We start from the raw sequence: 15,308 nt of genomic DNA on the forward strand, positions 1-15,308 counted from the left end.
CGATGTGCGCCGCAAGCTCCAGCTGAGGCAGCCTTCACCTCAACGGAAATAGAATTGCTCGAGTGCATAGTCCCTGACTTGCCGCTTACCGCGCAGGCACCACCGCTCCTGCGAAACCTTATCAAGGTCGCCCGGCTTGGAGGCTATCTGGGCCGAGCCAGTGATGCGCCACCAGGTAATACCGTCGTGTGGCGTGGCATGCGGCGCCTCACCGATATTCAACTCGGTTATGAACTCGCCCTGAATCGAAGTGGGTAATTGCAAGCCAACCCACAGCGAATGCGGATATGCCTCCGGCGTGAGAAGCCAAACCTCGGCCAAACACCACTCTCCCGTTGCAACCCGACCTTCCGCAGAAAATTCATGGTGAGCCTGCTTCGATGACCCTTCGGATGAATGCGCACTTAGCGCAAACGTCACTAGCAGGTCGGGTTGGCGAATCGGACGCGTCATGCTAAGCGTGACCGGAGCAAATTGCGAATATTAACGAGAAATTGTCGACGATTCAGGGGCCGGCTGTCGATTGGCTGCTTCTCGCCGAACCGGAAGTTGCTCGTCGGTCGACGTTCACCCCCCGATTCAACCCCGAGCTTCCGTCTTCGTTTAGCGTTATTCGATGCCTTGATGTGAATTAGGGCAGGCGTCAATAACGGTAAACGACAGCGGTAAGCGGGGCGGGCATCCCTAAGTCTGCTCGAGAATAAAGTGGCCGAGGCTGGCCGAAGGATTGCCGATGTAGGACGCGCGCCTTTTCAGGGAGCGATCCATCTGCGAGTCCACTCGTTGCCGCTGCGTATAAAACGCGCCCGCTTTGGATTGTCGGCTTCCGATAAGTCAAGCCAGTCAATGCCGACCGCACGCACCTCAACGACACAAAAATGCGCAAGGCCTTCATCGGGACCGGGAATATCGCCTTTGTCTCCAAACGCGTCCCGCGGCTGGGCGATCGGCGTCCCCGGGGAGAGTAACGTTCGATACTGGACCAGGTCGTGGTCGCGACTGGCCTTCCAGGCGTCAACTCGCATTGGCCCATCGCGGATAATGCGAGCCTCGCCAAACACGCGAATCTGTAGCTTACGATCCGAATCGACGCCAGCAAGTGCTATTCGCGGCTCGCGGTCCAACTCGGCGACCTTCGGCGAACGCAAGTCGGTGTGGAAACTGATCAGGTTCTCCGGTTCGCTGACCCGCCGAAGGGCCACCGTCCGAACGTTCGGCGCGCCATCAAGACCGATCGTTGAGGCCTGCATCGCATTGAAGGCGTGATCGCTTTCGCTTGCCGCGGCAGCGAGACAACCCCATATCTGGAGATAAATCTCTCCTAGTTTCATTTAGGTTCTCCCGGTGCTGGGCAGCCAAACAGGGACTCTCATAGCAAGGGGTAGGCCTGGCGGCTGCCAGCGTCAGGCCGCACAAATCTTGCACCCGATCGACATCACTTTTGGCAGTGTCGACTCTTCCCTTGCTGGCAGTCTCGCATCCAGTAGATTGTCATCGACCCGTCTCAGCCCTTTAGCTTGATCCGAAACGGTCCTCAAAACATAATCGGTGCACCGCCGCAAGGCAAGCACACCGTTACGCCTCACATGCTCGCAAAGCGCTCGACTCATCAACTACATCTGATTATCAGGTTGGACCGCAAAGATCGATGGAAAGGGAACGGTAAAAGCAAATTCGTATCCCGTCGCAGCAGTAGTCTTGTCGGTGACATTTATCCCCGGCGTTCCCTTGTCAAACATGGCGAAGCGCCAGAGTGAACCGGTTGAACGACAACGCACTTCATGGATATCTTGCTCGACGGCTGCACTGTCATACATAAACCCAGGGCGAATGTGGCGAGCATATGAAACGCAGTCAAACAAATTAACATTTAACGGGGGTTTCTTGTCCAAGTACTCGACAACGAGGTTGCCGCTAGTTCCGTGAGCGTTGAACGAAGCCGTCATACGGGAAAACCCAGCTCTGCTTTTTACGGACTCGACCACCCTGAATGATCCTTCCATCTCGCGTGAGAAGGAAGTCGCCGAGGGCGTTCTTGAAAAAGGAGGCGCCGTGCATGCCGTGGCGGCAACGCACATCGAAACGAGGAGAACCACTCCCAGGGATCTTAACTTTGATTTAATCATTTGCAGTTTGATGACTGAAGTCGCGTAGGAAATGGGCATTTTTTTGAACACCGCGTGATGCGAAACCACTCAGTCCGCTGTGTGAAAACGAGGTAATGCTCCAAGGTCGCGTGTGACTGAACCCCATTCGTGCTATCGACCACACCCGCTTTTTCTTGAGCAGGATCCTGCCCGTCTGTAACGCGGTTCCGTCGGTTCAGACGGACTCGTTGTGGTTACTCACATTGTTCGAAGCGATGTAACGCCAATGTTGATTGTTGGCCGACTGTTGCGAACCGATGCGGCGCCGCCCTGCGATCATTGGCTACGGTCTGCGGGCAACATTGCCTGAAGTCATGAACGGCCGGCAAACCAAGGGGACGACAACATAGCTACTGCACTATTCGCTCCATGCAGCCCACGATGCTTACGACCGCGAGACACGCAAGGAATAAACCGACAATGAAGTAGGCCATGAGAAATTTGATGTGCGATTCGGACTTGTATATGACGCCACCACCACGCGTATGCATTTTCTCTTCTGTTAGGTAGCTCGATCCTGTCGCAATTAGGCCGGAGGTAGGTCCGAAGAGGTTCCGATCCAACAAAAAACCCGCCTGATCAGGTCCGCGGACGCCAGAGTTCCAATGCCCCGGACGCCGTTCCCGGCAACTGCCGCGCCGAACAATGCCTCGGCTGTTTCCGTTAGAGCGTCGTGCGTGCGAGCGCGCGCGCTTTCTCGCCGCGAGGTGTGAAGAAAGCCAGCGCCGCAGCGACGATGAACATCGCAGGCACATCGCCGATCAAATGGCCAAGATGGCGTGCCCCGTCCATCTCGGCGCCGAAGGACTGCACGGCCATGATCACGCCGTGCACGATGCTCGACCACACCGTGAACCAGATCAGGCTCAGATGCTTGATCGGATCGCGCGAGGCCAGTAGCAGAAACACACCGAGCGTCGCGTAGATGCCGACGATCATCAGCGGATAGTCGGAATGGCCGGTGTGCCACGTCCAACCGGACGGCCACAGGATCATCAGCGGCCAGACCGCGAACACGGCGATCAGACCCACCACGATCAGAACGATGCGCAAGGCGGCGAGTCGCTGGGTGTCGTTCATGGCGGTCTCCATAGTGCGGCGTGCCTGTCCGCGCACGATACTCCTCGTGCATGCTTCGCGCGACATTCAAAGTGCGTGAGACGCACCTTCGACCAACACCGTCTGCTCCAGTTGCGTTCGCGCTGGCTCAGTCGGAGTCCATATCTGCCGCGCGCCCTGCGAATGAACATAACGGCAATTGGATGGTGCTCCGAGCTCGACGAACTTCTCGCCAGGCATTTCTGTCAAAGTGACGTGGGCTGGAGTTCATCATGAAGCTGTTCAACGTTACTGCGACTGCGACTGCGCTTGCGGTTGCCGTCGTCGTCGCGGTGCTGGTTGGTGGCTGTTCATCGGCGTGGCCGCCGCCCGGCGAGCCAGTCGCCCAGCACGTGCCGCCCGTCACCGAAACGCGCACCGCGCGCAGCCATCAGAACGCGGCGCGCGCCGAGCCAGAATCCAGGCCGCCGGTGCTCAGCGTCGGCGTGAGCGATCCCGACACGCAATTGATTCTTCCCTGGTTTCTTGCGGACATCGTCGATGCGGTCAATACGCATCAGTCGTTTGGCGACTTGCTGCACACGATGAAAGACGGGCTTTGAGAAGCGCGCTGAGCCGTCACCGCTCACGTCGGCCTACCGGTCTGGCGACTTCGCCGCATGGCACCCCCGCATTGAATGGCACGTGAGAAAGGCGCCTGCTCGCGCATTAGTGCTCATCGCCACGATTGAACAGCGGCCAAAGCCTTCCGTCACACGATAACGATTCCGCATTCCCTTAACGCGCCGCGCAATCCCAACTGCGGATACGCGCTCTCCAACGTGCGTAGATCGGTGCGCATCTCTTCCACGATCCAGTCGCGCACATTCGCGACGATGGGCCGCAATGGCCGGTTCGCCGGCGATACTAGGCAGCAGCGCCGGTTCGTTACGATGATTTCTTCTTCGGCGGGAATCAGCGCGCGCTGCGACAGCCAGTGCGACACGACGTTCAGCCACCCTAGCGCAATGCCCTGACCAAGCAGCGCCGCTTGCACGACGATCGCGTAGTCGTTGAAGCTGAGCATGCTCGCGACGCGCCGGCCGTGCTGCTCGAACGCCCCAAAACGGTGGTGCCAGCCGCGTTCCTCGTCGTCCATCACGATGACGGTATCGCCGTGCTCGCGGCCCGCCTCGGTTTGCGCGGTTTCCTGATAACGCGGGTTGCATACAGGCATCAGCGTTTCCGGCATCACGAGCACGCTGTTCTCGTCGATCTCGCCCGCGTGCATGAAGCGCATGCCGAGATCCACATCGACAAGCGGTCCGCCAATGCGCCCGGAAATAAGCTGAAACCGCAGGTCGATTGATGGAAACGCTTCGTTCAGACGGCTCATGCGCGGCATCAGCCAATGCGTGGTGAAGCCGGTGGAGACGGAGAGCGTGACGGATTCCACGCCCGTCGAGCGGGCCTCGATTTCGCGTATCGCGCTTTCGATGCCGTTAAAGCCCTCGGAAATCTTGCGATACAGGATGCGTCCGTTCTCGGTCAGCTCGATGCCGCCGCGCACGCGCTCGAACAGGCGCACTCCGATGTGGTCTTCCATGCGCGCGAGCATGCGGCTCACGGCGGGCTGGCTCACATAGAGTTCCTGCGCGGCACGCGTGAAGTTGCCGCAGCGCGCGGCCGCTTCGAAGACGAACAGTGCATTCGCGCTCGGCAGTTTTTTGCGTAGATTCGGCATGACTTGATGTTATGCCCGATCCAACAATTTGGGAATTGCCGCCAAAAAGTTTGACACCTATATTTTCCCTAACGCAGGCCCTCAAGCGAGAACCCACGCAATGGACGCACGAGCGAAAACAGGAGTCTCCATCCGGTCGGCAGCGAAGCGCTACGGTCCCGTGATCGCGCTGGACGATGTCTCGCTCGACATCGAGCCAGGCGAATTCGTGTCGCTGCTCGGGCCGTCCGGTTCCGGCAAGACGACGCTGCTCGGCATCCTCGGCGGCTTTGTTCAGCCGAGTTCGGGCTCCGTGTGGGTGGGAGAGCGTGACATTACATTTGCGCCGCCGCACAAACGCAACATCGGCATCGTGTTTCAGAACTACGCGCTGTTTCCGCACATGACGGTTGGCGAGAACGTCGCGTTCCCACTGCGCGCGCGTCGCGATCCGAAAGCCGGCTGGGCGAAGAAGGTGGCCGACGCGCTCGCGATGGTCGAACTGAGCGGCTACGAATCGCGCAACATCAGCCAGCTTTCGGGCGGTCAACGTCAGCGTGTCGCGCTTGCAAGGGCGATGGTCTTCGAGCCGCAACTGATCCTGATGGACGAGCCGCTTTCCGCGCTGGACAAGCAATTGCGCGAAACGATGCAGATCGAGTTGCGGCGTCTGCATCGCAAGCTCGGCGCGACGATTGTCTACGTGACGCACGATCAGCGCGAGGCGCTCACCATGAGCGATCGCGTGGCGGTACTGAAGAACGGCAAACTCGTGCAGATCGATACGCCCGAGCGTCTCTATGACCGGCCTTGCGATGCGTTCGTCGCGAGCTTCATCGGCGAGGCAACGCTGCTCGATGTGCGCCGTGCGGGCGACGACGCGGTGCGTCTCGGCGACGCCGTGCTGCGCACCGCACATCCGTTGCCGCGCGGCGAGCGTTTGCTGCTTGCCGTGCAAACCGAAAAGCTCGTGATCGACGGCGGCGCGACCGGGCCCGCCGCCAACAAACTGACGTGCCGGGTGACCGAGGTGCTGTACCAGGGGGAAAGCCTGCGCGTGTTCGCGACGCTCGCCGACGGCACGTCGATCAGTCTGCGCCAGCCCGGCAATCACAACGCACGCCGCCGCATTCCCGCACCGGGCGAGCACATGACCGTGGTGCTCGATCCGCAGGACACGATTGTCGTGCCCGCCTGATTTTTTCTTGCCGCCCGACGGCGGCTCACGTCTAACGAAATTCACGCAACCCGCAAAGGATGATGCAATGAAGCTCACCGATTTCAAGGTCCTGACGTTCGATGTCGTCGGCACGCTGATCAACTTCGAACAGGGCGTGCTCGCGTCCGTGCGGCGTTTTGGCGGTGCGGCCGCGAAAGACCTCACGGACGATCAGATCTTCGAACCGTATATGCGCGGACGCGCGAAGTATCCAGGCCGTTCGAGCCGCGAAATGGCGAACGTGTATCTGTATCTTGCCAAGGAACTCGGCCTGCCCGACGACGCGCAATCGGCGGCTGCATTCCAGCGCGACGTGCTGGAGTGGCCCGCGTTCGAAGACTCGGTGGCAGCCTTGAAGCGGCTGCGCAAACACTACCGCCTCGTGGCGATGACGAACGCGGACCGCGTCGCGTTGTCGGCCTACGCGCATACCCTCGGCGATCCGTTCGACGACACCGTGTGCTGCGACGAAACGGGCGTCGCGAAACCCGACCCGCAGTTCTTTGCCTATAACCGTGGACGCCAGGCTGCTTTCGGCTTCAAGTTCAACGAGATCCTGCATACCGCGCAGAGCCAGTACCACGACATCGGCATCGCGACGAAGCTCGGTTACTCGACCTGCTGGATCGAGCGCCGTCAGGGCATGAAGGGTTTCGGCGCAACGCCGGTGCCGGAAGCCGTCACGACGCCGACGTTCAAATTTGCCACGCTCGGCGCGCTCGCGGACGCGGTCGAAGCCGAAGCGCGCGCCGCTTAAGCCATGCTCGCGCCCGCCCTCCACAACGCCTCACAGCGGCCGCAGCCCGATTCGCTATGGCGGGCGATGGCTGCGCGCGATCCACAGCGGCAGGCACCCGTAAGCATGGGCACGCCGCTCGCCCGCGATCTCGCGGTCGACGTGGCCATAATCGGCGCGGGCTATTCGGGCTTGTCGGCCGCCTACGTGCTTCAAAAGCGCGGCGTCGATTGCGCGGTGTTCGATGCGAACCCGGTCGGTTGGGGCGCGAGTGGGCGCAATGGCGGCGTGGTGTCGTCGAAGTTCCGCTTGTCGTTTCCTCAGATCGACAAGCTGCATGGACTCGATACCGCGAAGCGCATGCACCGTCTCGCCCACGATGGCGTGCGCGTAGTCGAATCGTTTATCGACGAATTCAAGCTCCAACGCGCGCAATTCGAGCATACGGGCAGCCTGCGCTGCGCGCACACCGAGCGCGCGTTCGCCGCGATTTGCGCGGAAGCGGAGTGGGTACGCACGCGATTAGGCGACACGTCGATGACGGTGCAGTCGCGCGAAGAAGTGTCGCGCGAGACGGGGTCGAGGGAGTTTGTCGGCGGCGTGTTGAGTGCCGATGCGGGCACGATCCTGCCGCTCGAATATGTGTACGGCCTCGCGCGCGGTCTCACTGCGCGCGGCGTGCCGATTTACGAAGCGGCGCCGGTCCTCGAAATGACGCGCTCGCAACGCGGGCCTGGCGGCGTGGTGCTGCGCACGCCGGGCGGCACGGTGCGCGCGAGGCACGTGATCGTCGCCACCAACGCCTACTCCGATCTCACGTCCGCAACCGCCGCCTATCAGCGCGAACTCGTGCCGTTTCGCAGCGCAATGATCGCCACCGAACGCCTTCCTGCCGAACTCGATGCGCGGCTGATGGTGCAGCGCCGCAGCTATACGGAAACGCGCCGCATGATGAAGTGGTTTCGCAAGGTGGACGGCCGCATGCTGTTCGGCGGGCGCGACGCGTTCGGCAAGGAAGGTCAGGCGACCGGCTTCGACGCATTGCAACGCGCGATGATCGCGCTCTTTGCCGATCTCGCGGATGTACGCATCGAATATCAATGGTCGGGTTACGTCGGCATGACGTTCAACGCGCTACCGCATGTTGGCCGCAGCGACGACGCCACGACCTTTTGTCTGGGGTATAACGGAGCGGGTGTCGCGATGGCGAGCCTGCTCGGCCAGCATGCCGCGGCGCTTGCGCTTGGCGAGACACCTGAGCTTGCGTTGCTCGGCCAGCAAGGCTTGCGGCCCGTGCCGTTTCATTCACTGCGCGCGCCGGGCGTTCGCGTCGTCGCCGCGTGGTATCAGTTTCTCGACGCCGTGGGTGCATGATGACGACAGCCAAACGGATTCTCCAGGACCCCAGCTTGATGCAGACCGCCACGATGGACCCGTCGGTGCGCCATCAGCAACGCGAAGATCGCGCGATGCTGCTGTTGCTCGCGCCCGCGCTTTTCGTCGTGGTCGTGCTGCTGGTGGTGCCGCTTGCGTGGCTGTCGTGGCAGTCCATCTGGCATGACGGCGGCTTCACGCTCGTCAACTACCAGCGCATTTTTACGGGCACCTATCTGGACACGTTCCTGATGACGTTCAAGCTCAGCGTGATCGTGACGGGCGTGACGTTGCTGCTCGGCTATCCGGTGGCGTATTTCGCGGCGTCGGTGTCGCCCCGATGGAGTGCGCTGATACTCGGCATGGTGATCCTGCCGTTCTGGACCAGCGTGCTCGTGCGCACTTACGCGTGGCTCGTGCTGCTGCAGCGCACCGGCCTCATCAACAAGGCGCTGCTTGCAACGGGTCTCGTCGATCGCCCGGTGCAACTCGCCTATAACCAGTTCGGCACCATTCTCGCGATGGTGCACATCCTGTTGCCCTTCATGGTGCTGCCGCTCTATTCGGCAATGCAGAAAATCCCCGCGAATCTCTCGCAGGCCGGCGCCAGTCTCGGCGGCTCGCCGCTGCACGTGTTCTGGCGCGTGTTCCTGCCGCTGTCGATGAGCGGTGTCGTGGCCGGCGTCACGCTCGTGTTCGTACTGTGCCTCGGTTTTTACATCACGCCTGAACTGATGGGCGGCGGCAAGTCGATCATGGTGTCGATGGTGGTGAGCCGCAACGTCGAGATCTATAACAGTTGGGGCGCGGCGAGCGCGGTCAGTGTGGTGCTGCTGCTCTGCGTGTTTGCGATCTTCTATGCAGCGAGCCGCGTGATTCCACTCGAAAAGACCTTGGGCGCGAAATGAACAAGATCCCGTTCGGCAGAGTCGTGCTCGGCGCGGTTGTCGTGCTGATTCTCGTGTTTCTGATGCTGCCCGTGCTAATCGTCGTGCCGCTGTCGTTCTCCGATACGCGTTTCATGACGTTTCCGCCGCCCGCGTATTCGTTGCGCTGGTATCACGCTTTCTTCGACAATCCCGCGTGGATCGCCGCCGCTCGTACGACGCTCGCGGCGTCGGTTTGCGCAGCCGTGCTCGCGACGCCGCTCGGCATCGCCGCGGCGTATGCGATCCAGCACGGCACGCACTGGTCGATGCGCTATCTGCGCACGCTGCTGATGTTGCCGCTGATGGTGCCGATCATCATCGTCGCAGTCGGCGTGTTCTTCGTGTTCACGCAGGCCGGTTATGTGAACACACTGGGCGGACTGATCGTCGCCGATACGATGCTCGGCCTGCCTTATGTGCTTATTTCCGTGGGCGCCGATTTGCGGACGTTCGACCGCACGCAGGAAATGGTCGCGCGCAGCCTCGGCATGAATCGGCTGCGCAGCTTTCTCGCGGTGACGCTGCCGCAGATCAAGGCGAGCGTGATCTCGGGCGCGGTGTTCGTGTTCATTCAGGCGCTCGACGAAACCGTGGTCGCGTTGTTCATCTCGGGCGGCGCGAATCAGACGCTTACACGCCGCATGTTCGTGACGCTGCGCGACGAGATCGATCCCACCATCGCCGCGATCAGCACGATGCTGACCGCGTTGACCCTGTGCCTTGTGATGATCGTCGTCGTGAGCCGCCGTTCGTCCGCTGCGCGGGCCTGAATTTGTTTCTTGCTGTTCATCGGAAAGCGAATGTCGAACGCACTGAAGTTTTATATCGACGGCGCGTGGGTCGCTCCGTCGGGCACGGCACGCCTGCCCGTGATCGATCCCTGCACGGAAGAAGCATTCGCCGAAATTGCGCTCGGCAACACGGACGATGTGGAGCGCGCAGTCGCCGCCGCGAAGCGCGCGTTCGCATCGTTCTCTCTGACCGAGCCCGCCGAACGCGTTGCGCTGATTGGCCGGATACTCGAGGCCTACATGGCGCGCTACGACGAAATGGCCGGCATCATCTCGCGCGAAATCGGCGCGCCGAAAGCGCTGTCGCATGCATGGCAGGCCGCGCTCGGCAAGCGTCACCTCGAAGAACTGCTGCGGACCTGCGAGACGTTCGCGTGGCAGCGCAAAAAAGGCACGACGCTCGTCAATCATGAGCCCGTCGGCGTGGCTGCGTTGATCACGCCGTGGAACTGGCCGATTAACCAGATCGTCTGCAAGGTCGCGCCGGCAGTTGCCGCAGGCTGCACGATGGTGCTCAAGCCGAGCGAAGTGTCGCCGCTAAACGCAGTACTGTTTGCCGAGATTCTCGATGCAGCCGGCGTGCCGCCAGGCGTATTCAATCTCGTCAATGGCGACGGCCCCACTGTGGGCGCCGCGCTGTGCAGCCATCCGGAAGTCGACATGGTGTCGTTTACCGGATCGACGCGGGCGGGCATCGAAATCGCAAAGCTCGCGGCGCCTGGCGTCAAGCGGGTGCACCAGGAGTTGGGCGGCAAGTCCGCGAATATTCTTCTCGACGATGTGGACCTCGAAGCGGCTGTGACGTCGGGCGTGAACGCGTGCTTCAGCAACAGCGGCCAGTCGTGCAATGCGCCGACGCGCATGCTGGTGCCCGCAGCGCGGCACGACGAAGCCGTGCGCATTGCCCAGCGCGCGGCACACGCGCATCGCGTCGGTCCCGCAGACGATGAGACAACGACGATGGGTCCCGTGGTCAGCGACGTGCAATACGCGCGCGTGCAACGGCTGATCGAAATCGGCATGGAAGAAGGCGCTCAACTGGCGACGGGTGGCCCAGGGCGGCCCGACGGTTTGACGCGCGGCTATTACGTGCGGCCCACGGTGTTCGCGAACGTCGACCCATCGATGACGATTGCGCGCGAGGAAATCTTCGGTCCTGTGCTCGCGATCATGCCGTATCGCGACGAGGAAGACGCCATCGCAATGGCCAACGATACGCCGTTCGGCCTCGCCGCTTATGTGCAGTCCGCGGACCCGGCGCGCGCCCGGCGTATTGCATTTCGTTTGCGCGCGGGCAGCGTATATCTGAACTATCCGTCGTGGGACGCAGGCTCGCCGTTCGGCGGCTACAAGCAGTCAGGCAACGGCCGCGAATACGGCGAGTGGGGCCTGGAAGCGTTTCTCGAAGTCAAGGGTATCGTCGGCTACGGCGCTTAACCCCCACTTCCCGCACTTGCACGGCCGAGCAGCAGATCGGCGATGCGCTCAGCGATCATGATGGTCGGCACATTCGTGTTGGCGCACGGAATGGAAGGCATCAACGACGCGTCGCACACATGCAGCCCTTCGACGCCGTAGACCGCGCCACGCGCATCGGTGACCGCGAGCGGATCGTCGGCGGCGCCCATCCGGCAGGTTCCCGATGGATGCCACGTGCCGCCCACAGAGCGCGTGACGAACTGCGTCAGCGCGTTATCGTCGGCGAGCAGTTGGTTCAGCGTCACGCCTTGCGTCACGACGCTTCGCACAAGCGATTCTCGCAACGGGCCTGCGATATCCAGCAGCACGCTCAGTGCACCGCGCTGCAACGCGTTCCACGCGCCAGGCACCGCGACAGCCGCGACGCGCGGCGAATAGCTCGATGGAAACAGCGTGCCGCGATGCGCGGCCATCGACGGCGCAGCGAGTGTCTGTGCGCCCAAGCGCAGCGCGAGCTTCAGCCGTTCGAGATCGCGCGAATCGGAGAGCATTGCGAAGTCGACGTCGGGTTCATCGAACGCGTTCGCCGATTTCAGTTTCAGACGTCCGCGCGAATACGATTTATTGACCCAGAAAAACAGGGTGCCGAGACGGTAGCCGACCGAATGCCAACCCGAGCGCGACAGTATTGCGCCGTGCATGTCGCCCGGCACGGTGCCGGGCAAGCCCGACGAAAAGCGCACGATGGCCTGTTCGTGATGCTCGTTGCGAAAGGACGCGCGCGCCGCGCGAGGCAGATAGGCGGACACTGCGATAGACGGATGCTCCATCAGATTGTGGCCCACGCCTTCGCGATGCGCGAGTACGTCGATGCCGAGTGCGGCTAGATCGTCGGCAGGGCCAATGCCGCTTCTGAGCAGCAGCGCCGGCGAGTGGATCGCGCCCGAGCAAACGATCACGCAGCCGGCCGGCAATTCGTGGCGTGTACCGTCAGGCTGGATCATGCGCGCGCCGATTGCACGCCGTGCGTCGAACAGAATGCGTTCCGCGATCTGGTCGGTGCAAATCGTTAGGTTGGGGCGCGCGCGCACGGCTTCATCCAGATAGCAAACGGACGTGGGTATGCGTTCGCCGTTGGCGCTCACTGCAATTGAACCGATGAAGGTGCCGTCTTCCCACGGGCCGTTCTGATCGGCGCGCAGCGGGTAGTCATGCTTTAACGTATCGAGCACGGCTCTCACGAACGGCGAGATGCGCGGCCAGCCAGTGCGCTGGATGCGCAGCGGGCCGTTTGCGCCGTGCAGCGTGCTATTGATAATGTCGCCTTCATTGCCGAAGTCGCAATCCGTTTCGAGCTTGCGGAAGTAGGGCAGACACGCTTGCCAGTCCCAGCCATGCGCGCCGAGTGCTTCCCATTCGTCGTAGTCGGCGGGCGCGCCGCGGTTGGCCATCAATGCATTGATCGCGGAGCCGCCGCCGAGCAGCCGCGCCTGTTCATAGCGGCGCGGCGTGGTGAGCGAACTCATGCGCGCTTTGAGTTGCTGCCAGATGTTCGTGGTGTCGAGATAGGCGCGGCCGGGATAGCGGCTGCGAATGTCGGCAGGCATTGTCGCCTGCGAGATGTCGCGGCCTGCTTCGACGAGACACACGGTTTTGCCGGCGTCTTCGGAAAGACGCGCGGCGAGCACACAGCCGGCCGATCCACCGCCAAGAATCAGATAATCGATCACGTTCAATAGATAAAGAGCGCGTGGCTCATGGCTGAGAAGGCGATGAATGCGACGAATGCGATGAACGCCACAAGACGCAAAAACGCCCGCGATGAACCGTGTTCCCGCGGGCGCGTCAGTCGGATAGCGCTAGTGGCGCGACCGTTACTGCATGAACTTCAGCCAGCGCGCTTTTGCCTGGACGCCTGCGTCGGATGCCCACCAGTCCTCAGACATCAATGCCTGCTTTGCGGCGTTCTCAGGTGAACTCGGCAGTTCGCTCGCGCGCTTCGCCGTGATCTTGCCGGTCTTGAACGCCGCCGGATTGCCTGGGCCATAGTCGATGTAAAGCGGCAGATTGGCCTGCAACTCCGGCGAGATCGCGGTGTTGAGAAAGCGCATCGCGTCACTCAGATTCGGCGCGTTCTTCAGCACGCACAACTGCGTGTTTTGCAGAATGCCGTCGTTAAACGTGAAGTCGACGTCGGGGTCGTCCTTGCGCACGGCGCTCGCGCGGCCGTTCCAGATCATCGTCATATCGACTTCGCCGTCGTGCAGCAATTGCGCGGACTGGCCACCCGAGGTCCACCACACGGTAATGTCGGGCTTGATCTGTTGCAGCTTCCTGAACGCGCGGTCGACGTCGAGCGGATACAGCTTGTCGCGAGGCACGCCGTCGGCGAGCAGTGCGGCTTCCAGTACCGTTTGCGGATCGTTGCGCAGCGCTCGCGTGCCGGGGAACGCCTTCACGTTCCAGAAGTCGGCCCAGCTTTGCGGCGTCTTCTTCAGCGTCTTCTTGTTGTAGCCGATCACAGTCGAATAGAACTCGTACGCGACCGAGTAGGGCGTGCGGTACTTTTCCGGCATGGCGGCAGCGTTGGGAATCTTCGAGAAGTCGAGCTTCTCGAGCAGCCCCTCGCGGCCGCCGCGCAGACAGTTGGAAGTGGGCGTGTCCACCACGTCCCAGATCGGCTTGCCGGTGGCGGCCTGTGCCTTGATCTGCGGCCACGCGTCGGGAATGCTGTCCTGATTGATCGTGATGCCGAGTTCCTTGGCCGCTGGGTCGAGGATCGCTTTGGTCTGGGCTTCCTGATAAGTGCCGCCTTGCGACACGAAAGTGATTTTCCCCGCGGCGAGAGCGGGCGCCATGCTCGCGGCGCTCAACACCAGAGTCATGGCAAACGGGCGCAACCTTGGCATGCTGATCACGACTTCTCCTCGATACGGTTGGAGCGAAACACATCATCCAGGTCGGCGCCAAAGCGCCTGCGGCTTGCGGCCGGAGGTGCAAATAGCGCGGGCTTGAATGGAAATATAGTGAGTCAATTTGACCGGGGCAACGCCGCAATTGTTGGAGCGGCCATGACATGGCGTTATGTCACACCGCGCACGCCGGTGAGCGCGGTCGTTGGCTGGTGCGTTGGCGTTTCGGTTGCGTTTTTGGTTACGCCTTCGGTTGAGTCTTCGTCTGCTTTAGTCGCTCGGCTCGTGTTGGTCGCGTTGGCTGCTGTCGTCTCTTTTGCTGCGTTCGTCGATTCGCAACATCACGTTGGCGACAATCCGATCGCAGCGCGCGCCGGCAAATCCGAAGAGTTCGCTCGCTGCGACGTCGATGTCTCGCGCCAGCGATTCGCGCAGCAGACTTTTTGCACGGAAATGCCGGCTACGCACGGTGGCTTCGGCAATGTCGAGGCATTGCGCTGTTTCCTCGACACTCATCTCTTCCACGGAACGCAGAATGAATACCGTGCGGAAGGATTCCGGCAGTTCGTCGAGCTTGCGCTCGATCAGCGCGCGCATTTCGGCGCGTGCGGCTGCGCTGTCGGGCGATTCGGAGTCGGACGGATGCATGGTTTCGATATCGATGCCGGCGGTGTTCGAACTGACTATCGGAACGACGTTCTCGCGGCGCGCATGGCGGCGCAGGCGGCCATAGCATTCGTTGAGCACGAGCCGCGAGAGCCACGTCGATAAGGCCGCATCGCCGCGAAACTGGTTCAGCGAACGATACGCACAGAGGTAGGCGTCCTGCAGCGCGTCTTCGGCTTCGGCGTCGTCGTGCAGCGTCGCGCGCGCGAGGCGGTACAGGCGCCGGTTATGACGGCGCATCAGCAACTCGAACGCCGGGCGATCTCCGGCCACGATACGCCGTACGATCGCAAGATCGTCGTCGACGGCGGTGCCGGACAGAGACGGCACATTCGCTGTGTCGGTCATTGCGAG

15 protein-coding genes are annotated in these 15,308 nt (G+C 61.8%); 7 read left to right on the forward strand and 8 right to left on the reverse strand.

From position 1 onward, the window contains the following. Positions 1-39: 39 nt before the first annotated feature. From F759_RS42875 to F759_RS0122580, 4 genes are all read right to left on the reverse strand, one after another. Entirely contained in the window at positions 40-453 is a 414-nt protein-coding gene (locus F759_RS42875) for a hypothetical protein (protein ID WP_154670916.1), read from the reverse strand. 299 nt (positions 454-752) lie between these two features. Beyond that, complete coding sequence (locus F759_RS0122560) at positions 753-1,331, reverse strand: pyridoxamine 5'-phosphate oxidase family protein (RefSeq protein ID WP_027801861.1); 579 nt, start codon at positions 1,329-1,331, stop codon at positions 753-755. 282 nt (positions 1,332-1,613) lie between these two features. Beyond that, positions 1,614-2,195, reverse strand: coding sequence for a hypothetical protein (locus F759_RS42290; protein WP_152530689.1), 582 nt, complete (start codon positions 2,193-2,195; stop codon positions 1,614-1,616). 615 nt (positions 2,196-2,810) lie between these two features. Further along, entirely contained in the window at positions 2,811-3,227 is a 417-nt protein-coding gene (locus tag F759_RS0122580; RefSeq protein WP_027801863.1) for a DUF6632 domain-containing protein, read from the reverse strand. A gap of 251 nt (positions 3,228-3,478) precedes the next feature. Between F759_RS0122580 and F759_RS0122585 the strand changes: the two genes are divergently transcribed. Then, entirely contained in the window at positions 3,479-3,808 is a 330-nt protein-coding gene (locus tag F759_RS0122585; protein WP_027801864.1) for a hypothetical protein, read from the forward strand. Between the two features lie 149 nt (positions 3,809-3,957). Here the strand turns inward: F759_RS0122585 and F759_RS0122590 are convergent, their stop codons facing one another. Beyond that, positions 3,958-4,929 carry a LysR family transcriptional regulator gene (locus F759_RS0122590; RefSeq protein ID WP_027801865.1) on the reverse strand — a complete coding sequence of 324 codons (972 nt, stop codon included), beginning with the start codon at positions 4,927-4,929 and terminating at the stop codon, positions 3,958-3,960. A gap of 100 nt (positions 4,930-5,029) precedes the next feature. On the opposite strand from F759_RS0122590, the gene F759_RS0122595 reads away from it, so the two are divergent. From F759_RS0122595 to F759_RS0122620, 6 genes are all read left to right on the forward strand, one after another. Further along, complete coding sequence (locus F759_RS0122595; protein ID WP_027801866.1) at positions 5,030-6,106, forward strand: ABC transporter ATP-binding protein; 1,077 nt, start codon at positions 5,030-5,032, stop codon at positions 6,104-6,106. Positions 6,107-6,173: 67 nt separating this feature from the next. Continuing rightward, positions 6,174-6,884 carry an HAD-IA family hydrolase gene (locus F759_RS0122600; RefSeq protein ID WP_027801867.1) on the forward strand — a complete coding sequence of 237 codons (711 nt, stop codon included), beginning with the start codon at positions 6,174-6,176 and terminating at the stop codon, positions 6,882-6,884. 3 nt (positions 6,885-6,887) lie between these two features. After that, complete coding sequence (locus F759_RS0122605; RefSeq protein ID WP_027801868.1) at positions 6,888-8,237, forward strand: NAD(P)/FAD-dependent oxidoreductase; 1,350 nt, start codon at positions 6,888-6,890, stop codon at positions 8,235-8,237. Next, complete coding sequence (locus tag F759_RS0122610; RefSeq protein ID WP_036025008.1) at positions 8,234-9,145, forward strand: ABC transporter permease; 912 nt, start codon at positions 8,234-8,236, stop codon at positions 9,143-9,145. Before F759_RS0122605 ends, F759_RS0122610 begins: the two co-directional genes overlap by 4 nt. After that, complete coding sequence (locus F759_RS0122615; protein WP_027801870.1) at positions 9,142-9,936, forward strand: ABC transporter permease; 795 nt, start codon at positions 9,142-9,144, stop codon at positions 9,934-9,936. The genes F759_RS0122610 and F759_RS0122615 overlap by 4 nt, the downstream gene beginning before the upstream one ends. 30 nt (positions 9,937-9,966) lie before the next feature. Then, on the forward strand, positions 9,967-11,394 hold the full coding sequence (locus F759_RS0122620) for an aldehyde dehydrogenase family protein (protein ID WP_027801871.1): 1,428 nt from the start codon (positions 9,967-9,969) through the stop codon (positions 11,392-11,394). On the opposite strand, the gene F759_RS0122625 is transcribed toward F759_RS0122620, so the two are convergent. The 3 genes from F759_RS0122625 to F759_RS38280 all read right to left on the reverse strand — a co-directional run bounded on the left by F759_RS0122625 (position 11,391) and on the right by F759_RS38280 (position 15,302). Beyond that, positions 11,391-13,106 (reverse strand): GMC family oxidoreductase, encoded by a 1,716-nt coding sequence (locus F759_RS0122625; RefSeq protein ID WP_027801872.1) that lies wholly within the window; start codon positions 13,104-13,106, stop codon positions 11,391-11,393. The two genes, F759_RS0122620 and F759_RS0122625, sit on opposite strands and share 4 nt — an antisense overlap. 144 nt (positions 13,107-13,250) lie before the next feature. Beyond that, a complete protein-coding gene (locus F759_RS0122630) occupies positions 13,251-14,285 on the reverse strand; it encodes an ABC transporter substrate-binding protein (RefSeq protein ID WP_036025016.1) in 1,035 nt (344 codons plus the stop codon). A gap of 273 nt (positions 14,286-14,558) precedes the next feature. Beyond that, positions 14,559-15,302, reverse strand: coding sequence for an RNA polymerase sigma factor (locus tag F759_RS38280; protein WP_051377411.1), 744 nt, complete (start codon positions 15,300-15,302; stop codon positions 14,559-14,561). Positions 15,303-15,308: the final 6 nt, after the last annotated feature.

The organism is Paraburkholderia dilworthii, assembly GCF_000472525.1.
GTDB classification, from domain to species: Bacteria; Pseudomonadota; Gammaproteobacteria; order Burkholderiales; family Burkholderiaceae; genus Paraburkholderia; species Paraburkholderia dilworthii.

Coding starts and splice junctions, on each gene's coding strand:
- F759_RS0122630 (WP_036025016.1), bottom strand. CDS start 14,285: ATGCCAAGGTTGCGCCCGTTTGCCATGACTCTGGTGTTGAGCGCCGCG.
- F759_RS0122560 (WP_027801861.1), bottom strand. CDS start 1,331: ATGAAACTAGGAGAGATTTATCTCCAGATATGGGGTTGTCTCGCTGCC.
- F759_RS38280 (WP_051377411.1), bottom strand. CDS start 15,302: ATGACCGACACAGCGAATGTGCCGTCTCTGTCCGGCACCGCCGTCGAC.
- F759_RS0122590 (WP_027801865.1), bottom strand. CDS start 4,929: ATGCCGAATCTACGCAAAAAACTGCCGAGCGCGAATGCACTGTTCGTC.
- F759_RS0122620 (WP_027801871.1), top strand. CDS start 9,967: ATGTCGAACGCACTGAAGTTTTATATCGACGGCGCGTGGGTCGCTCCG.
- F759_RS0122615 (WP_027801870.1), top strand. CDS start 9,142: ATGAACAAGATCCCGTTCGGCAGAGTCGTGCTCGGCGCGGTTGTCGTG.
- F759_RS0122585 (WP_027801864.1), top strand. CDS start 3,479: ATGAAGCTGTTCAACGTTACTGCGACTGCGACTGCGCTTGCGGTTGCC.
- F759_RS0122610 (WP_036025008.1), top strand. CDS start 8,234: ATGATGACGACAGCCAAACGGATTCTCCAGGACCCCAGCTTGATGCAG.
- F759_RS0122605 (WP_027801868.1), top strand. CDS start 6,888: ATGCTCGCGCCCGCCCTCCACAACGCCTCACAGCGGCCGCAGCCCGAT.
- F759_RS42875 (WP_154670916.1), bottom strand. CDS start 453: ATGACGCGTCCGATTCGCCAACCCGACCTGCTAGTGACGTTTGCGCTA.
- F759_RS0122595 (WP_027801866.1), top strand. CDS start 5,030: ATGGACGCACGAGCGAAAACAGGAGTCTCCATCCGGTCGGCAGCGAAG.
- F759_RS0122600 (WP_027801867.1), top strand. CDS start 6,174: ATGAAGCTCACCGATTTCAAGGTCCTGACGTTCGATGTCGTCGGCACG.
- F759_RS0122580 (WP_027801863.1), bottom strand. CDS start 3,227: ATGAACGACACCCAGCGACTCGCCGCCTTGCGCATCGTTCTGATCGTG.